The 20500-nt window shown below is 34.3% G+C and carries 15 protein-coding genes; 13 read left to right on the top strand and 2 right to left on the bottom strand.

Annotation, left to right across the window (positions count from 1 at the left end):
- Positions 1 to 125: 125 nt before the first annotated feature.
- Positions 126 to 674 carry a type 1 glutamine amidotransferase domain-containing protein gene (locus ACQKCJ_RS21570; RefSeq protein WP_271336156.1) on the bottom strand — a complete coding sequence of 183 codons (549 nt, stop codon included), beginning with the start codon at positions 672 to 674 and terminating at the stop codon, positions 126 to 128.
- Positions 675 to 1093: 419 nt separating this feature from the next.
- Here ACQKCJ_RS21570 and ACQKCJ_RS21565 point away from each other — a divergent pair, with 419 nt between their 5' ends.
- The 7 genes from ACQKCJ_RS21565 (at position 1094) to ACQKCJ_RS21535 (ending at position 9918) form a co-directional block, all read left to right on the top strand.
- Complete coding sequence (locus ACQKCJ_RS21565; RefSeq protein WP_271336155.1) at positions 1094 to 1249, top strand: hypothetical protein; 156 nt, start codon at positions 1094 to 1096, stop codon at positions 1247 to 1249.
- Positions 1250 to 1351: 102 nt separating this feature from the next.
- Entirely contained in the window at positions 1352 to 2029 is a 678-nt protein-coding gene (locus tag ACQKCJ_RS21560) for a response regulator transcription factor (RefSeq protein WP_271336154.1), read from the top strand.
- A complete protein-coding gene (locus ACQKCJ_RS21555; RefSeq protein WP_271336153.1) occupies positions 2026 to 3384 on the top strand; it encodes a sensor histidine kinase in 1359 nt (452 codons plus the stop codon). Before ACQKCJ_RS21560 ends, ACQKCJ_RS21555 begins: the two co-directional genes overlap by 4 nt.
- A gap of 98 nt (positions 3385 to 3482) precedes the next feature.
- Positions 3483 to 4769, top strand: a complete 1287-nt coding sequence (locus ACQKCJ_RS21550; protein WP_271336152.1) for a TolC family protein — start codon at positions 3483 to 3485, stop codon at positions 4767 to 4769.
- Between the two features lie 52 nt (positions 4770 to 4821).
- Positions 4822 to 5910, top strand: a complete 1089-nt coding sequence (locus ACQKCJ_RS21545) for an efflux RND transporter periplasmic adaptor subunit (RefSeq protein WP_427402891.1) — start codon at positions 4822 to 4824, stop codon at positions 5908 to 5910.
- Positions 5911 to 5944: 34 nt separating this feature from the next.
- Entirely contained in the window at positions 5945 to 9049 is a 3105-nt protein-coding gene (locus tag ACQKCJ_RS21540) for an efflux RND transporter permease subunit (protein WP_271336150.1), read from the top strand.
- A gap of 416 nt (positions 9050 to 9465) precedes the next feature.
- Positions 9466 to 9918, top strand: coding sequence for a GNAT family N-acetyltransferase (locus tag ACQKCJ_RS21535; protein ID WP_427402890.1), 453 nt, complete (start codon positions 9466 to 9468; stop codon positions 9916 to 9918).
- 267 nt (positions 9919 to 10185) lie between these two features.
- On the opposite strand, the gene ACQKCJ_RS21530 is transcribed toward ACQKCJ_RS21535, so the two are convergent.
- On the bottom strand, positions 10186 to 11028 hold the full coding sequence (locus ACQKCJ_RS21530) for a helix-turn-helix transcriptional regulator (RefSeq protein WP_271336148.1): 843 nt from the start codon (positions 11026 to 11028) through the stop codon (positions 10186 to 10188).
- 101 nt (positions 11029 to 11129) lie between these two features.
- On the opposite strand from ACQKCJ_RS21530, the gene ACQKCJ_RS21525 reads away from it, so the two are divergent.
- From ACQKCJ_RS21525 to ACQKCJ_RS21500, 6 genes are all read left to right on the top strand, one after another.
- Positions 11130 to 12059 carry a ketopantoate reductase family protein gene (locus ACQKCJ_RS21525; RefSeq protein ID WP_271336147.1) on the top strand — a complete coding sequence of 310 codons (930 nt, stop codon included), beginning with the start codon at positions 11130 to 11132 and terminating at the stop codon, positions 12057 to 12059.
- Between the two features lie 492 nt (positions 12060 to 12551).
- Complete coding sequence (locus ACQKCJ_RS21520; RefSeq protein WP_427402889.1) at positions 12552 to 13145, top strand: TetR/AcrR family transcriptional regulator; 594 nt, start codon at positions 12552 to 12554, stop codon at positions 13143 to 13145.
- A gap of 243 nt (positions 13146 to 13388) precedes the next feature.
- Complete coding sequence (locus tag ACQKCJ_RS21515) at positions 13389 to 14612, top strand: efflux RND transporter periplasmic adaptor subunit (RefSeq protein ID WP_271336145.1); 1224 nt, start codon at positions 13389 to 13391, stop codon at positions 14610 to 14612.
- An 11-nt stretch (positions 14613 to 14623) separates the two neighbouring features.
- A complete protein-coding gene (locus tag ACQKCJ_RS21510; RefSeq protein WP_271336144.1) occupies positions 14624 to 17788 on the top strand; it encodes an efflux RND transporter permease subunit in 3165 nt (1054 codons plus the stop codon).
- Between the two features lie 129 nt (positions 17789 to 17917).
- The gene (locus ACQKCJ_RS21505; protein ID WP_271336143.1) at positions 17918 to 19336 is read left to right on the top strand and encodes a TolC family protein; all 1419 of its coding nucleotides are present in this window, start codon (positions 17918 to 17920) and stop codon (positions 19334 to 19336) included.
- A gap of 513 nt (positions 19337 to 19849) precedes the next feature.
- Complete coding sequence (locus ACQKCJ_RS21500; RefSeq protein ID WP_427402888.1) at positions 19850 to 20464, top strand: Crp/Fnr family transcriptional regulator; 615 nt, start codon at positions 19850 to 19852, stop codon at positions 20462 to 20464.
- Positions 20465 to 20500: the final 36 nt, after the last annotated feature.

The following is a 20500-nucleotide window of genomic DNA, read 5'->3' as shown; positions in this document are numbered from 1 at the left end:
TTTTGCCTCCACTCAAAATTAACCCAATAAAAATCAAAACATCATCAAATAAAAAACCGTCTCAAATTATATGTTTTGAGACGGCTTCTTTTTTTATAACCTGATAATCTAAATAAAAATATTTTTTAAACTGTCTGGCGCTCGTGTTTTCCTTCTTTAATTTCTTCCACCATTTTTTTATTAAAAGCCGGTAAATCATTCGGGTTTCGGCTGGTTACTAATCCGTTGTCTACGACTACTTCTGAGTCTTCCCATTGTGCTCCTGCATTTTTCAAATCGTTTTTAACAGAGAAGAAAGAAGTTACTTTTCGACCTTTTAAGACATCAGCATCTACCAGAATCTGAGGACCATGACAAATCGCCGCTACTGGCTTTTTACTTTCAAAAAAGGAACGTACAAAATTTACTGCGGCTTCTTCTCTTCTCAATAAATCAGGGTTTATCACTCCTCCCGGAAGAACCAAAGCATCGTAATCTGCTTCATTTGCCTGATCTAATACTACATCAACACTATATTCCTTGCTCCAATTTCCGTCTTTCCAGGCTTTGATAGTTCCAGATTTCAAACTGATAATATCTGCGTTCCAGCCTTGCTCTTCCAGATAGGCTTTAGGCGATGATAATTCTACTTCTTCAAAACCGTCTGTGGCTAATATGGCTATATTCTTTTTCATAATCTTAAATATTAAAACGTTATTAATTTTTATTTTTATTAAAATTAATAATTTCAGACAGTCCGCTAAAACAGACCATGTTAAACCTTTCTTTAATAAAAGTTAATTAATTACATATCAATGTTTTATTAAAAACAAAATTAAAATTATATAAAATTCATGTCAATTTAGTTTACTATTTTATAGGATAAAATCTAAAAGAATAATGCTATAAATTACTTAGTATGAAATAAAAAGAAAAGCGGCTTTTTTTGTTTGAAAAAACAAAATCTATATGATGACACCAACTGTCGGAATAGTTTCTGAAAATTGCAATAATTAAATTCCTAAACATCTTCTTTTCCTACAACATTCAATTTTAACAACAATTGCGATAATTAAATGTTATTTTTGATAATTCGCTTTTCTAAATTAATATTATGCAAGAGATAAAAATCACAATATATAAAGTCAAACCTTATGAATTGTCTAATAAAGAACAAGAGATTTTAGATAGCCAAGTTCAGCTGGATAAAAATCTATATACCGATGCTGAATTGCTTTATACTGATTTAATAAAGAAATATAATTTATAAAATAAACACTTTATAAAAACGATTCATCAGGTAATTTCGCTTTAGTTCATTATCACTTCCTGATAAATTCAAAACAACTATTATAACATTAGATTTTTAAGTATGAATGTTCTGCTCATTGAGGATGATAAACGCATTAGCGAATTTATTATAAAAGGTTTAGAAGAAAACAATTTTACGGTGCATCTGGCTGAAACAGGCGAGATTGCCCGCGATCTTATTCAGCACGATACCTGGGATATTATCCTGATGGATATTATGCTTCCGGGAATTGATGGTATTCAGCTGACTAAAATGATGCGCTTTAAAAAAATTCATACTCCAATTTTAATGTTAAGCGCTCTTAGCGATACGGATGATAAAGTAAATGCGCTGGATTCCGGTGCTGATGATTATTTGGTTAAGCCTTTCCATTTTAAGGAATTGATTTCGAGAGTAAATGCTTTGACACGCCGAACCAAATTTAATTATGTCAATGAAGAAACCTTATACAAATTAGGAACTCTATCTATAAATCCTGAAGAACATAAGGTTACAGAAAATGATGCTTTGATTGATTTGTCTCCAAGAGAATATAAATTGCTTTTATTTCTATTAGAAAACAGAAATAAGGTTATGTCAAGAACGCAGATATTAAATGCAGTTTGGGGCATTAATTATGACAATAATACGAATGTTGTCGATGTCTATATTTCGTATTTAAGAAACAAAATCGAGCAGAACCATAAATTTATCCATACCATAAAAGGAACGGGATATATGCTTAAAGAAGAGTTATGAAAATACGCAACAGGTTTACCTTAATATCGTCTTTTACTTTTAGCGTTGTATTTGTCATTGCTTCTATTATAACGTATTTTTCGTTTTATAGTTATTCGGAAAAGATTATTTATAACGAACTCCAAAAAACATGTTTACTTACTGGTATTTTCTATCTTGAAAAAGATGAATTACCAGAAAAACAACATTTAATAATTGGTCAGCAATTCAGAGAGAATTCACTTGAGATCATAACTCGTGTTTACAACAAAAAAAATCAGATTGTATATGGTGACAAGGCAATTGACGCTAATATAAATGCAGAAAGGCTGGATTATATTAGAAAAAATCGAAAGCTGAATTTTAAATCAAATCATCATTTTTATTTCGGAAGTTTTTACCATGACAATGAAGGGGATTTTGTGGTATTTGTTAAGAAAAATGATCAGGAATTTAAAACCATTACCAATCGTTTACTAATTATCATGATCCTGGTTTTAATCAGCGGATTAATTACGATTTACATTGTGAGCCGTTTGCTTTCAAACCTTGCCTATAGCCCGATAAAAAACATTATCAATCAGGTCAATGAGATCGAAGCTTCGTCTTTGGATCGTCATATTACCTCTCCCAATACAAAAGATGATATTCAGGAATTGATCGAAACGTATAATAATTTATTCAAGCGACTTTCGGACACGTTTATCATCCAGAAGAACTTTATTAATTATGTTTCGCATGAATTCAAAACGCCTTTAACAGCAATATCCGGAAACCTGGAAGTATTTGCCCAAAAAGACAGATCAAGTGCTGAGTACAAAGAAATGTCTGAAAAAGTATTAGAAAACGTCTATCAGATCGAAGATACGATGAATACGCTCATGATGCTTTCCGGACTGCGGGACAATACAGAATTAAATGAAATTTTCAGGGTCGATGAACTCGTTTGGGATATTAACGATCAACTGCCGGATGTCTATCAATTAAAAGGTTCTCAGATACAAATTGCGATCGAAATTGTCAATGATAAATTGCTTTCGATAAAAGGAAACAGTAATGAAATTAAAATCGCTTTATACAATATTATAGAAAATGCCGTAAAATACTCCAACGGTAATCCTATAAAGATAAGTCTGTTGCAGCACGACAATCAGCTTAAAATTGTAATCGAAGATCACGGAACGGGTATCAGCGAAGACGACTTAAAATTTATTAAACAGACTTTTTACAGAGGTAAAAATGTAAATAATATAAAAGGTAGCGGTGTTGGACTTTCGCTTGCTAATATCATCTTTAAACAAAATAATATCTATTTTACAATTACATCTAAGAAAGACGAAGGAACAACGGTAACTTTATTATTTCCTGCGCTCTAATCGTTTTCTAATGTGACTCTAACTCCTTTCTAACAGACATCAAATTAAGGGTTAATATACCGCAGATAACTTTGCAGCATATTAAAAACAAACTTAATTTGAAACGTATACTTTTAACCCTTCTCGTTATTGTATCGCACAAAGGTGTGGCGCAAATTGCCGCAATAAACGATACAATTGTTCTGTCCCGAACACAAGCCGAGGCTTTGTTTCTGGATAAGAATATTTCTCTTATTTCTGAAAAGCTAAATATCGACATTGCTGATGCGCAAGTTATTCAGGCGAAATTATGGCCCAATCCTACCCTTACTATTGGCGAGATCAATCTTTGGCACAATGCCACAGCCGAGCAATTACCTCCTTTATGGGGAAATTTTGGAACGACCTCCCAAGTGAATGCTGAACTTGAGCAACTTATCCAGACAGCCGGCAAAAGAAAAAAATTAATTGCCATGGAGAAAGTGGGAGTAGATATTGCCAAAGAATACTTTAAAACCTTTTTGCGCAACCTAAAAATTGAGTTCCGAGGCAATCTAACCGAATTGCAGTATACACAAGGACACCAAGCTGTTTATAAAAAACAAATTTCTTCGATACAAATCTTACTTAAAGCATACAGCAACCAAGTCTCACAAGGCAATATAGGAAGAGGCGAATACATAAGACTTAAAGCAACTGAGCTACAATTCTTAAAAGAAATCAGCGATTTGCAAAAAGAGAATAACTCCTTACAAAAAGAGCTTAAAGTTCTTATGAATCTGCCTGCTACAAGTTATATCAAACTTACCGAAGATGGTTTTGTTCCCAATAATAAAAATCTTGACAATATTAATTTAGGCAATCTTATGGCTTCAGCTCTAGAGAACCGACCTGATATGAAAGTCATTAAACTAGCAAATGAGTATAACAACAATAAGTACAAATACGAAAAGGCGATGCGAACACCAGATGTTACCCTTGGAGTCACCTATGACCGTGGGTCTAGTACAATGGTAGATTTTGTTGGTGTTGGTTTTGCTCTTGATCTTCCATTTTTCAATAGAAATCAGGGAAACATAAAAGCAGCTAAAATATCGATTACCCAAGGTAAGTTATTGACCGAAGAAAAAACAATTAGCATCCAGTCTGAAGTATTACAAGCTTATGAAGATTTACTGGTAACCAAAAAATTGTATGAGAGCGTCGATGCCAATTATGAAGAAGATCTTGATAAACTTCTTGAAAGCTACCGCAAAAATTTCATGCAGCGAAATACAAGTATGTTAGAATATCTTGATTTTGTTGATGCTTATCTAGACAACAAATCTATCCTGCTAAATTCTAAAAAAGACCTTAATAAAAACCTTGAAGAACTGCGCTACATCTCAGGTCAGGAAATTAATTAATTATACTGATCCTGAATACTTAGCAAATGATCTTACAATAATAATAAACACAATGAAGAAACTTATTTTACTCCCGATACTTGGGTTAATGCTCGTTTATGGATGTGGCAAAAAGGAAGAAATCAAAGAAACAAAAGAAGAAAAATTTTGTATCGATAAAGACTTAAAAGAAAAAATCACAATCGAAGCCGCACAAAAGCGTTCCGTTACTGAGTCTATCAATCTTACCGGAAATATCACTTATAACGCAGATCATGTAGTACAATTTAATAGTCTTGTAGAAGGAATTATTACCAAAACTACTTTTTCATTGGGAGATTATGTAAAAAAAGGACAAGTTCTGGCTGAAATAAAAAGTACAGAACTGAATGGTATGCAATCTGAAAGTAAATCGTTTCAATCTCAGATAGCAGTGGCACAACGTAATTTACAATCGATCAAATCAATGTTTGATGATGGAATTGCTTCCCAAAAAGATTTAATGCAGGCGCAAAGCGAATTGGATGTTTTAAAGTCTTCTCTTGAAAATGTGAGAGCCAATCTTGCCATGTTTAGTGCCAGCAGCGAGAGATCAGTTTTTCAGATAAAAGCACCTACTGAAGGATATATCGTGGCTAAAAACATTAGCCCGGGAATGCAAATAACAGATGGCAGTGATCCTCTTTTTACTATTTCTGACTTAAAAGAAATCTGGGTATTAGTAAATGTATATACCAGTAATCTGAAAAACGTAACCGAAAATATGTTAGTAGACGTTACAACGCCTGCTTATCCAGGCGAAGTTTTTAAAGGGAAAATTGCCATGCTTGCCAAAGTTTTTGATGCAGATGAACATGTATTGAAAGCCAGAATTGTGTTGGAGAACAAAAACCTGAAACTAAAACCCGGAATGACAGCAGATATCGTAATCGATAAAAGCAAAGGTGGAGAAATGTTAGTTGCTATTCCTGCAAAAGCAGTCATTTTTGATAATAATCGCGACCATATTTTGATCTACAAAGATGATTGTACAATTGAAACCAGAGAAATTAATCCGATTATAAAAAACAACAACTGGGTTTATTTTGACAAAGGAGTTAATGAAGGTGAAATGGTGATTACCAAAAATCAACTTTTGATTCACGAACGATTAAAAAACTAATTATCCCTAAAAACGGATAAATACCATACAAGAAATGAAAAAATTTGTACAAGGTCTGGTGGCTTTCTCGCTAAAAAACTCTCTTATAGTTTTTTTCCTAACAGCCGTATTACTAGTCGCGGGTATAGTGAGCTATATCCATACGCCCATCGAAGCTTTTCCTGATGTAACCAATACAAGGGCAAGAATCATTACACAATGGCCGGGAAGAAGTGCCGAAGAAGTAGAGAAATTCATCACACTTCCTATTTCAAAACAAATGAACACGATCCCGAAAAAAGCAGAAGTACGTTCTATTTCACTTTTCGGATTATCAGTTGTAACTGTATTATTTGATGATGATGTCGAGGATTTCTACGCACAGCAATATGCCTCTAATCGCCTTAACGGATTAGATCTTCCCGAAGGTGCCGATGTAGAAATTGAACCACCATCCGGAGCAACAGGCGAAATATTCAGATACATCATCAAAAGTGATTTGCCAATTAAGGAAATAAAAGCCATTCAGGATTGGGTAATCGAAAGAGAACTAATCGCTGTTCCCGGTGTTGCCGATGTGGTAAGTTTTGGCGGTGAAGAAAAAATGTTCGAAATCAAGATCAATCCAACACAATTAGAGAATTACAATCTTTCTGCATTAGATGTTTACGAAGCAGTTTCGAAAAGTAATATCAATGTTGGTGGAGATGTTATTCAGCGTGGTGATCAGGCTTATGTAGTACGTGGTGTAGGTTTGATTAATAAAGTCGAAGATATTGGTAATATCCTGATTGAAACCAAAGGATCATCACCCATTTTAGTAAAACACGTAGCTGAAGTTTCGATATCAGCCAAACCAAGATTAGGACAAGTAGGTTTAGACGGCGATGATGATGTTGTAGAAGGTATTGTAGTGATGCTTCGTGGAGAAAATCCAGGCGAAGTAATCAAGAGACTTAAAGATCGTTTGAATGAACTGAACGAAAGAGTACTGCCGGATAATGTAAAAATAGTCCCGTTTATTGACCGTACCAAATTGGTAGATACAACCGTAAAAACGGTAACAAAAAACCTTGTAGAAGGTATATTATTGGTTTCATTAATTGTATTTATTTTCCTTTACAACTGGAGAACATCATTGATTGTGGCATCTGTAATTCCGCTTTCGTTTTTGTTTGCCATTATTATGTTGAGAATTCAGGGATTGCCCGCAAATTTAATTTCGATGGGAGCGCTGGATTTCGGATTATTACTCGAAGGAACATTAGTAATTGTCGAGCAGGTCTTTGTATCGCTCGAAAAGAAAGCACATAAAGTGGGAATGGAACGCTTTAACAACATGAGTAAAATGGGACTTATCAAGAAAAGTGTTGGTAGTGTGGCTACTTATATTTTCTTTGCCTTAATCATTTTGATTGTTGCATTAATGCCAATTTTCTCTTTCACAAAAGTAGAAGGAAAAATGTTCTCTCCCCTTGCCTTTACACTAAGTTATGCCCTTTTAGGATCTTTGATTCTATCCCTTACCTATGTTCCGGCAATGTGTAAAGTGATGTTGACCAAAAATATTGTAGAGAAAGAAAATATGATTTCGCGTTTCTTCAGAGTAAATCTTTTTAAACTTTTTCAATGGAGTACCAGACATCGTAAAGCAACAATATATGCTTTCTTAGCTTTACTTGCACTTTGTTGTGCCAAATTTGCTTTTTATGGTTCAGAATTTATTCCAAAATTGAATGAAGGAGCTATTTATGTCAGAGCAACTTTGCCTAATAGTATCAATCTGGACGAAGCCGTGAGGCTTACCAAAGAAATGAAAGGCAAAATAAGGAAATTCGAAGAAGTAAAATTCGTTCTTACCCAAACCGGAAGACCAAATGACGGAACAGATCCAACAGGATTTTTTAATATCGAATTGCATATCGAATTAAAACATCAGGACGAATGGAAACGTAATATCAGCAAAGAAGAACTGATTGCTGAGATCAAGAAGGAACTCGATGTATATCCCGGAATCGGATTTGGATTTAGCCAGCCTATTCAGGATAATGTCGAAGAATATGTTGCCGGAGTAAAAAGTCCGCTTGTAATTAAGATATTTGGAAATGATCTTTTTCAATTGGAAGAAATGGCTAAAAAAGTAGCTAAATCAATCAAAGATGTAAAAGGGATCGAAGATATCAATGTCTATAAAAACATTGGTTTACCGGAATTAAGAATTCAACTTGACGACGAAAAAATGGCGCGTTACGCAGTTACAACTGCCGATGCGCAAGCTGTTATCAGAATGACAATTGGAGGTCAGGCAGCAACCAAATTCTATGATGACGAAAAGGTGTTTGATATCACTTTACGTTTTGAGAAAGAATATCGTGACTCAAAAGAAAAGATTGAAGACATTCTTATTCCGACAATGAATGGCAAAAAAGTTCCGTTGAAAGAGATTGCTACTGTAGAATATAAAACAGGTCCAACATTCATTTATCGTGAAGGAAACAGTAGATATATTGCCGTAGGTTTTAGTATTGAAGGAAGAGATTTAGGAAGTACGATTGACGAAGCTCAGAAAAAAGTAGCTGCAGAGGTAAAACTACCTAAAGAAAATGTAATGAAATGGGCAGGAGAATTTGAAAGCAAAGAAAGAGCTTCTAAACAATTAGCAATGATTGTTCCGGTTGTTTTGATTTTGATTTTATGTTTGTTGTATTTCAATTTCGGTAATTTCAAAGATACCTTAGTGGCTATAAGTGCCATGCCTTACGCTTTTATTGGTGGTTTCTTATCACTTTGGGTCACAGGAACCGTGTTCGGAATATCAGCCGGAATTGGTTTTATTATTCTCTTTGGGGTCAGCGCTATCGATAGTATTGTCCTCATTGGTATGATCCGGGAAAATATGCAAGCAGGAATGCATTTGAAAGATGCTATTTCTAATGGTATTTACAGCAGAATTCGTCCAATTGTTATGATTGCCCTTATGGGATCTTTAGGATTACTACCTGCAGCATTATCAACAGGAATGGGTTCTGAAGTTCAAAAACCATTAGCCATCATGATCGTCGGTGGATTGATAACTTGTATGTTCTTATCACTAACTGTATTACCACAAGTTTTTTATCTGGTATATCGCAAAAAAGATACAAGCAGAATAGATTCATAAACATCTTATTATATTTTAATTTTGAAGACACCTCTAGACAACTTTATGTTTAGAGGTGTATTTTTTATTATTCCTTTTTAATTGCTCATTTTTAAAAGCAGATAAATTTCATTCAACCAGAACTTTAGTTCCGCTCTACATTATATCTTTTCCTGTCTAAAGATCCAGGAAAAAGATATCATTTCGATCGGGAACATTCTAAAAAATTAAGACTTCAATCACCTTTCACATTCCTATTAAGTCCTGCCTTCATTATAAATAAAATTTAAATATGAAATTAAATTTTGAATATATGTAGTTAACTACGTATATTTGTACACGATTTATTTTCAAGTCAATCCCGCAATTATATTGAACTGATTAATAATATAATAATTTATTCGAAGCCATAAACAAGTAAAATACCAGAAATTATAATGAGCAATAACAAAACTCAGACGTATACCGAAAACACAATTGTAGTAGAAAAAGTTGAAGATCAAAAATTAATAGAAACCGCATTCTCAATTAGAAAAAAAGTATTTGTCGAAGAACAAAATGTATCTCCGAAACGCGAATCAATGGATGATGAAGATGCAGTACATTATTTGGCAACCGTAAATGGTTTCCCGGCCGGAGCAGCACGATACCGAAAAATGGAAAAAGGAGCAAAAATTGAACGAATCGCTGTCCTAAATATCTTTAGAGGGCAACGAATTGGTGAAGCCTTACTATTAAAAATATTAGACGATTTAAAAAACGAAGACAAAATTTATCTTTATGCTCAGGTAATTGCAACTCCGTTTTATATCAAAAACGGATTCAGACAAACTAATAATTATTTCCTCGATGCGGGAATTGAGCATGTAGAAATGGATTTTATAAAATAATTTTTTATTAAAAGCTCCAGCCGACCGATATATATATTTTTCTGAATTATAAATATGTCGCAAAGTCCAAAATCACAAAGATTTTGTCATCTCGACAAAGGAGAAATTACGCTAGAAGATCGACAAAGATTGGCGATTCCAGGTACGGAGTTTCGTGTGTGATTTCTCTGCTGAAGCTTCAGAATCGAAATGACAAGATTGTGTTTCAACTTTCGGCTTTGCTACAAAAATCATACTTCAAAAAAGTAACATTAAAAATAATCAAACTTATGTTGCTGAAATAATTAATGATTTTTTAAATTCAGATGGAGAGATTCCCGTACTTCTCATGATGAATTTATTAAAATGACTACTATCAATAAACCCTAAATCATTACTGATTTCTGAAAAAGTCAAATTGCTTTTACTTAATTTTTCGATAACTACTTTCAGCTTTGTTTGCTCGATATAATCTCTTAAAGTAATATTGAGATGCGTTTTAAAGTACTCACCAATATAATGGATCGAAACATTGAAATAAATCGCCATTTTTTTTTTCTTCAGCAAATGTGGATTCGCAATATTCGAACGGATATAACTTAAAATAGTATCAATCTTTAAAACCTCGTTAGTTTGAAAATTAAGACTGTTTTCGTTTATGCCGGCATTTCGTCGAATAATCTGAATTAATGACATCATCAAACTTTTAATAATGATTTCGTTTTGCCCTTTTGGTTGAGCAACTTCGTCCAGTATCTTTAAAATAACCATTTCACAAAAAGCTTTATCATCTTGCAAAAAAATCAAATTTCCATTGGTTTGATTGTGATAATAAAATAGCATTTCGATCTCTTCTATTTCTTTTTTGTTCGAAAAAAAATTGGGCAGAAAACGCAAACAGTGAAATTTTGTGGGCTCCAATGTTTTAAAGGAATGATAATCCTTGGGAGTAAGTAAATAAATATCGTGCTGTTTGTAATGATGAGCAATCGAATTTAAAATATGATTTCCTGTCCCGTATTCGATATATAATAGTTCGAAAAAATTATGTCGATGTACTTCCTTTTTCCAGGTGAGTTCTTCTACAGAATAAATTTCGAAATCTTTGTATATAAAAAAGGTATCTTTCATAATCCTTAATTTTTACAAATATAACCGATATTTTTACATCAATCATTCGTCTTAAACCTATTTACTTTGCATTGATAATTTAAAACCCAAAATACTACGATATGAACTCAGATACGATGAAAATAGGAATTCTTGGAATCGGCGGCATCGGTGGATTTGTTGGTGCTCCCCTAGTCAAAAAATATAAAGACAGTACAACCAAAATTATATTCATTTGCAGAGGTGAAACCAAAAACGTAATCCAAAATAAAGGTTTAGTGTTTGAATCTAAAGGCACTAAAGAAACTATATCTCCCGATTTAGTATCAGATAATCCAACTGAAATTGGAATTTTGGATGTTTTGATCCTTACTTCTAAATCTTATTCTATAAAAGATGTATTATCTACATACAAAGATTGTATAGGTCCCGAAACGATCATAATCACTTTGCAAAATGTCGTGAATGCCAAAGAAATAATTCAAGAAAATTTACCGCAAGCCGCAAACATTATGGAAGGTTGTATTTATGTGGCTTCAAACGTAAAGCAACCAGGACATATACAGCATGTTGGGGGACCTGGGAAAATTTTCGTTGGAGGACATGAGAATAAACAATTAATAGAATTATTGGCTTCAGGAGGTTTAGACATTACATATGCAGAAAACATCAATCAGATCTTATGGACAAAATATCTTTTCGTTGCTCCCGTTGCAGGAATCACGTCGGCATATAAAATTACCTTTGGTCAACTTTTAAAAGATCAAAACCTAATGTATATTCTGGGAAATATGATGATGGAGATTCAATCACTTGCCAGTAAAAACAATATCACCCTGACAATGCAAGACATCGAAACTTCTAAAGATTTATTGACCAAATTTCCATTCGAATCCAAATCATCTCTACAATTGGATTTTGAAAACAATAATCAAACAGAGAAACGTTTCTTGGTAGATTACGTGATTGAAAATGCCAATAAATATGGAATCGAAACTCCTTTTTATAATGATGTAAATGAAAAAATAAAAACATCTTGTAATGTTTATTAATGAAACATACTCATTTTAATCTGGATTAAAATCCAGCCTTACAATATAAATCATTCCTCTGGAATTTTACAATCTATTTGGGTAAGCATAAAAATGATTAAAAAAAGAGCCATATGCTCGAACTATATTGTAAGGCTGGATTTCAATCCTGTTTAACATAAATAATTTGGTCAAAATTTTATTCGCGATTAAACCGAAAACCTCTTAAAAAAAACAGATCTTCCCCTAGTCACGATCGAAACGGCATCCTTTTATAGCGGCGTTTACCATAAATGATACAGTGAAGAGCGGGAAAAATGGTCTTGAAACACGAAAATCCATCTGCTTCTTAAAAAAGAAAAGCTAAAAATAGCCTTATAACTAAAGGCTTTCAACGTATTTCAATATTTGTCTATACAACAATAAGAAAATATTATGATAAATTTATTTCATAATCAGAAAAACCACCATACATTTGCCTAACGGTGTTAAACAATTTAATACTTAAATAAAATGGCTAGTAAAGATCGTATTTTAAGACAAAAAGAAGAGACAAGAAGTAACATTCTTGAGGCTGCTTATGCTATCGTTAAAGAAGAAGGATGGCAAGGTCTGAGCATGCGAAAAATTGCTGACAAGATTGAATATACGGCTCCGATCATTTATGAATACTTTTCGAATAAAGAAGCTATTCTTAATGAACTAACCGGAAAAGGTTTTATCAAGTTAGCAAAAGAACTTCAGGAAGCCCTAGATAAATTTGAAAAACCGGAAGAACAATTAGAAGCCATGTGGATGGCCTATTGGGATTTCGCTTTTACAGATACCGAAATGTATCAGGTGATGTTTGGAGTGCAAATGAATTGTTGTTCCCAACAATGTTCAGCTCAGGAAAGACCTTATAAATTATTCACTTCGGTAATTGCTGAAATTATGAAAAACAGCAACCCTACTGATGAAGTAATCAAACAGAAGTATTTTACTTTTTTCTCTGTAATTCACGGTTTGATTGCAATTAATATCATCAATAAAAGCGAAATAATGGAAACTATCAACAATCAAATCCTAAAAGATGCGATTGGTGGAATTATAAAATCAATTCAATAAAAAAATTTCATTTTAACTTAACAGTGATAAATGATTTAATAGAGTAATTTAGCAACTATTTTTTTACTACTTTACTTAACAGTGTTAGAAAATTTAATTAGCGTAATATCAGAATTTGTTTTCCGATTTACTTAACAGTGATAAATAATTTAATCCCATTTCATAATAGATTTGGAAAGTACTGTTATTTGAATTTTTGCACAATATTACTTAACAACGTTAGATAATTTAATATAATTAAATATGAACACCGGGAATGCCAGAATGCCACAATTTTTTAACAAAGAGAATGTCCAACAAATTAAAACCAATACTAAAATGAAAAATGTAATTATAACCAGTTTTATCCTGGCACTAGTGCTAAGCAGTTGTGCAGATAAATCGCAGGCTCCAGCAGCTCCTGCTCCACCATTGTTACCCGTTCTAGCTATTACAAGCGAAAACACTACTACAGATGCTGAATATCCTGCTTCGATTCAGGGAACAGTTGATGTTGAAATTCGTCCTCAGGTAAGCGGAAACCTTGAAAGAGTTTTTGTAGACGAAGGAGCTTATGTAAATAAAGGTCAAACTTTATTCAAAATAAACGAACGTCCTTTCCGTGAGCAATTAAACAATGCATTGGCAAGTCTTCATGCTTATGAAGCGGCTTTAATAAATGCTCAGTTAGAAGTTGATAAATTAACTCCTTTAGTTCAAAACAAAGTAGTTTCTGATTATCAGTTAAAAACAGCTAAAGCTTCTCAAAAAATTGCTGCTGCAAACATCGAACAAGCAAAAGCAATGGTAGGATCTGCCAAAATTAATTTAGGATATACAAATGTTACAGCTCCAGTAAGCGGTTACATTGGTAGATTGCCTAAAAAACAAGGAAGTTTAGTTTCTGCAACTGATGTTGAGCCGTTAACAAACTTATCTGATGTTCATGAAGTTTATGCTTATTTCTCTTTAGGAGAAACTGATTTCATCAATTTTAAAGCGCAATACGCTGGAAATACACTTGGTGATAAACTAAAAAAATTACCTCCTGTAACTTTGGTTTTAGCAGATAATAACGCTTATCCTCAAACCGGAAAAATCGATATGGTAGACGGTCAATTTGATAAAACTACCGGCGCGATTACTTTAAGAGCAACTTTCCCTAATGCTGGCGGAACTTTACGTTCAGGAAACACAGGAAGAATTCGTTTAGGTCTTCAACATGATGATGCGGTTTTAGTGCCACAATCAGCTACTGTTGAGATGCAGGATAAAGTTTTTGTTTTCACAGTAAATAAAGAAAACAAGGTTACTAAAATGCCTATCACAGTTTCTGGTAAAAGCGGAACGAATTACATTATTAAAGATGGTGTAAAATCCGGTGACCAAATTGTATTAAGCGGAATCGATAAACTTCAGGACGGGCAAGCAATTCAGCCGGAAAAATCATCTCCTGCAAAAGTTGCCCAAATAATTAATAAAAAATAATTTTTACGAAAATGTTCAAAATATTTATACAAAGACCTGTACTGGCAACCGTTATTTCCATTTTATTGGTCATATTAGGTATACTTGGTCTTACGAAGTTGCCCTTACAACAGTTTCCTGATATTGCACCGCCATCGGTTTTGGTAACGGCAGTTTATCCAGGAGCGAATGCAGAAACGGTTTTACGTTCTGTGGCACCATCACTTGAAGAGTCTATCAATGGTGTTGAGAACATGACTTACATGAGTTCTACGGCCAGTAATGACGGATCTCTTGCAATTACAGTGTTCTTTAAATTAGGAACTAATGCAGATCAGGCCGCGGTAAACGTGCAAAACAGAGTTGCTCAGGCAACTAGTCAGTTGCCGGCAGAGGTTGTTCAGCAAGGTGTGACTACTGCAAAACAACAAAATAGTTTCATTATGGCTATTGGTATGTTTACCGAAGATGAGTCAAAATACGATCAGACTTTTGTTGCCAATTATGCACAAATCAATATTATTCCGGAGATCAAACGTATTCCAGGAGTTGGTTCAGCCAGTATTTTTGGAGGTGTAAAAGATTACTCAATGCGTGTTTGGTTGAATCCAACGCAAATGTCTACTTACAAAGTGACACCAAACGAAATCATGAGCGCGATTCAGGATAAAAGTTTGGAAGCTGCTCCGGGTAAATTTGGAGAAAGAAGTAAAGAAGTTTTCGAATATGTAATTAAATACAAAGGAAAATTAACTAAACCGGAAGAATATGAAAATATAGCTATACGTTCTAATGCTGATGGTTCAATACTTCGTCTTAAAGATGTAGCCAGAGTTGAACTTGGTGCTTACTCTTATAACAGTTTAACACGTTTAAATGGTAAAAAAGGAGTTGTAATTGGTATTATCCAATTAGCAGGTTCTAACTCGAATGATATACAGGTTGCCATTAATAAATTGATGGAAAAATCAGCTAAAGATTTCCCTAAAGGAATAAAACATAACATTTTCTATAGTACAAAAGTTGCTTTAGATCAATCTATAGAACAAGTTCAGCATACTTTACTTGAAGCGTTTATATTAGTATTTATCGTAGTATTTATATTCCTTCAGGATTTTAGATCAACATTAATCCCGGCTATTGCTGTACCTGTAGCAATTTTAGGAACGTTCTTCTTCATGCAGTTATTCGGATTTTCGATCAACCTTTTAACGCTTTTCGCTTTAATTCTGGCGATTGGTATTGTGGTAGATGATGCGATTGTGGTCGTCGAAGCCGTGCATGCAAAAATGGAGCACAAACATTTGTCTCCAAAAGTAGCCACTCATGAAGCAATGCACGAAATAACGGGTGCTATTATCTCGATTACGCTGGTAATGGCTGCTGTATTCCTGCCGGTTGGTTTTATGGAAGGCTCAACAGGGGTTTTCTATCGTCAGTTTGCCTTTACGATGGCGATTGCAATTGTAATTTCAGCTGTTAACGCATTGACTTTAAGTCCGGCACTTGCTGCTTTATTCTTAAAAGACAATCATACAGCTCACGAAGGAGATGCTCCGTATGTTAAAAAAGGATTTAAAGAGAAATTCTTTAACGGATTCAATAAAAGTTTTGATTCCTTAACCAACCGTTATGTTGGTGGTTTGAAATTTTTAATTAGAAGAAAATGGTTAAGTTTAGGAGGTTTAGCTTTAATTACTGTAGCAACTGTAATAATGGTAAAAACTACTCCTGCAGGATTTATCCCAACTGAAGATCAAGGTTTTATTGCAATTGCAGTAAACACTCCTTCAGGAACATCTTTAGACGGAACTCAAAAAGTGATGACTGAGGCTGAAAACATTCTTAGCAAATTAGATGCATCAAGAGACGTTACCGCAATTTCAGGTTTCAACTTATTGACCAATTCTACAAGTCCATCTTCAGCTGTTGTTTTCGTATTGCTTAAACCAAATGAAGATCGTGGAGATGTCAAAAATATTGACGAGATCATGAATCAGGTTCGTGGAAAATTAGGTTCAATTTCAGGCGGAAGCTTCTTCGTATTTAGTTTCCCTACTGTTCCCGGATTTAGTAACGTTGAGGCTTTAGATTTAGTACTACAGGATAAAACCGGAGGAAAACTGGATAAGTTTAGTGGAATTTCTCAAAACTTCATTGGCGAATTGATGAAACGTCCGGAAATTGCAGTAGCATTTACTTCTTTCAAAGCAGATTATCCTCAATTGCAATTGGATATCAATGATGAAAAAGCAGATCAGTTAGGCGTAAAAGTAAAAGACATTTTGCAAACCATGCAAACGTATTTTGGTAGTGCACAAGCTTCTGACTTTAATAGATTTGGTAAATACTACAGAGTTGTTGTTCAGGCAGATATCGATGACAGAGCTGATCCGTCATCAATAGACAGAGTTTTTGTAAAAAACAAAACTGGCGAAATGGTGCCAATAAATACTTTAGTAAAACTAACCCGTATTTATGGTTCAGAAACTGCTTCGAGATACAATTTGTTTAATTCGATTTCGATCAATGCAATCCCAAAACCAGGATTTAGTTCCGGAGATGCGATTAAAGCGATTCAGGAAGTAGCAGCACAACAATTACCTGCGGGTTACGGTTTTGAATTTTCAGGACAAACTCGTGAAGAGATTTCGTCCGGAGGTCAGTCAGCAACTATTTTCTTACTGTGTTTGATATTCATCTATTTCTTACTTGCTGCACAGTATGAGAGTTACATATTGCCATTGGCCGTAATCTTATCAATACCTGCAGGTATATTTGGAGTATTTGTTGCCATTGGATTAACAGGAATCGAAAACAACATTTACGTGCAAGTTGCACTGGTAATGCTTATTGGACTTCTCGCCAAGAATGCGATTCTGATTATAGAATTCGCCGTCCAGAAAAGAAAATCAGGTCAGGCACTAGTCAGAGCGGCAATCGACGCAGCGAAACTACGTTTACGACCAATCATCATGACGTCACTAGCCTTTATTGTGGGTCTAATCCCAATGATGAGCGCCACAGGACCATCAGCACAAGGTAACCACTCAATTAGTATTGGTGCCGCCGGAGGTATGATATCAGGAGTAATACTTGGGTTGTTTATCATCCCGGTTTTATTCATCATCTTCCAGCATTTACAAGAAAAGGTTTCTGGAAAACCAGTAGCCGTAATTCATAACGAAGAAAAATAAAATGGAAAACTATATAACGACAATCCTCGTGGCCATCATAATTGGCATTGGATACATATCCTATAAAATCTCAAGAGATCTTGATAACAGAAAAGATACTTGTACAGAAATTTAATGACAACATATAAAATGAAAAATTATATAACCAAAATCGTGATGATCGCCATTTTGATCACGACTATAATATCCTGTAAAGTTTCGAAGGATATTGAAACTCCAAAAGATGCATTTCCTGAAAATTTCAGGAATGCATCGGTTTCAAAAGACACCGCGAGTATTGCAGATGTGGAGTGGAAAAACTTCTTTACAGAAAAAGATATTATTCAATTGATTGATAGCGCTGTAGCAAGAAACAATGATTTGCAAATTGCAGTTAAAAATATCGAAATTGCACAATATAGATTTACACAATCAAAATGGGGAAATGTTCCTCAGGTGAGTTTGAATGTAAGTGCAAGTACAAGCAATCCTTCAGATAATAGTTTTACCGGAAAGAATTTAGGACAGGCTTTAGGCCAAAATCATATCGATGATTATTCTGCCGGAGCATCACTTTCATGGGAAGCTGATATTTGGGGGAAAATCAAAAATCAGAAAAAAGGTGCTTTTGCAAGTTACCTTCAGTCAGAAGAAGTTAAAAAGGCTTTGCAAACTACTATTGTAGCCAATGTTTCTAAAGGATATTACAATCTTTTGATGTTGGATGCACAATTGGAAATCGCGAAACAAAACTATAAATTGAATGACAGTACAACAACCATAATCAAATTAAAATACGATGCAGGTCAAGTAACTACATTAGCGATTCAGCAATCAGAGGCGCAGAAACTAGTTTCGGCACAATTGATTCCACAATTAGAACAAAACATTGCCATTCAGGAAAATGCTTTGAGCGTTTTGACAGGATCTTTTCCAAATTCAAAAAACAGAACGATTCGTTTAAGTACTCTTGAAGTAAAAAACAATAAAGCAGTTGGAATTCCATCTTCATTAGTGAGTAGAAGACCGGATGTAAAAAGTGCTGAATTAGCGCTAAAAGTTGCTAATGCAAACGTAGGAATCACAAAAGCCGATTTGTATCCGGCACTTAGGATTACAGCTCAAGGTGGTGTAAATTCATTTGAAACAAGCAATTGGTTCAACATTCCGGCTTCATTGTTTGGAACTGTTGCCGGAGGTTTGACTCAGCCTTTATTAAACAATAAAAAGGTAAGAACGCAATACAATATTGCTGTTGCCGAAAGAGAAAAAGCAGTTTTAAGCTTTAGACAATCTGTTTTGGTTGCTGTTAGCGAAGTATCTGATGCTTTGGTAAAAGTAGAGAAACTACAACAGCAAGAATTTTTCCTAAAAGAAAGAGTAAAAACATTGCAGCAAGCGATTAAAAATGCCAATTTGTTATTTAAAAATGGTATGGCTGAATACTTAGAAGTTCTTTCTGCTCAGGCAAACTTATTGCAAAGCGAGCTGGAACTTGCCAACATAAAAAGAGAACAATTTTCTGCTAATACCGAGTTATATCGTGCATTGGGCGGTGGTTGGAGATAATACCCGTTAATTATTTATTTTTTGAGATGAAAACGCTGTAAGACTTAGGTTTTGCAGCGTTTTTTATGCTTTATAATGACATGGCACGCGGATGACACAGATTTGCTTCGCGAAGCGCGGATTGACGTATATTTTTTCTCAATCTTTGTGTAATCGTACGCTGATGACGCAGATTCGCTCCGCGAAAACACGGATTTACGCAGATTTTTATTCGCAATTTATCATCCTGACGCAGGAAAGCTCACATAAGAAACCCTGCAATAATAATTACATTTGTCACATTGAGCGAAGTCGAAGAGCGGAATGTAAATAACCAATCTTTGTCGAGCTACTTGTGTGTCCTTCGAATTCGCTCACGATGACAAAAATGAGAACAACATACATAAACAGAACAAAAATCCGCGTCAATCCGCGTTTTTGCTTTAGCAAATCCGCGTTATCCGCGTGCCATTTGTCGCAAGCCATTTATTACACTTTATTTCTTTACTTTTGATAAGCCTAAAAACCTCAGGAATGTCTATCAATTACAATAAATACCTCAACGATTTAAAACTAAAATTTGAAAGCTACTCTCCTATTTCAGCAGCATCATGGCAATTGATTGAAAATATAGTTGAGATCAATTCAATAAAAAAAGGAGAATTACTTTTAAGAAACGGACAAGTTGCAAAAGAAATCCATTTTATCGCGAAAGGTGCTCTACGTGCTTTTATAACAGATGACGAAGGAAATATTTACAATAAGAATATTTTTCTCGAAGGTGATCTTGCAGGCTCAACGGCTTCTTTAATACAGCAAACTCCTTCTTATTTTGCAATAGAGGCCCTCGAATATTCTATTTTAATCAACATCAATTACAAAAAATATCGCCAACTGATATTCCAAAATGACGATCTGAAAAACTTCTATATTGCCTATCTCGAAAGAAATTGGGTGATCGAAAAAGAGCAAAGAGAAATCTCGATAGTCATGGAAAACGCCACCGAAAGATATTTGGACCTTCTCTCTAAACATCCTGATATTTCAGAGAGAATTGCATTGCTTCATATTGCTTCACATTTAGGGATCACGCCAACGCAATTAAGCCGTATCAGAAAATCTCTTGAAAAAAATTGTAAGTCAACATAGGTAAAGATTTTCCAAAAAAACTAAAAGTATCTTTGC

Origin of the sequence: Flavobacterium sp. NPDC079362 (genome assembly GCF_050267765.1) — a bacterium.
Classification (GTDB): domain Bacteria; phylum Bacteroidota; class Bacteroidia; order Flavobacteriales; family Flavobacteriaceae; genus Flavobacterium; species Flavobacterium azizsancarii.
Note: the sequence above shows the minus strand (reverse complement) of the source record. Positions and strands in the feature narration are given on the sequence as shown.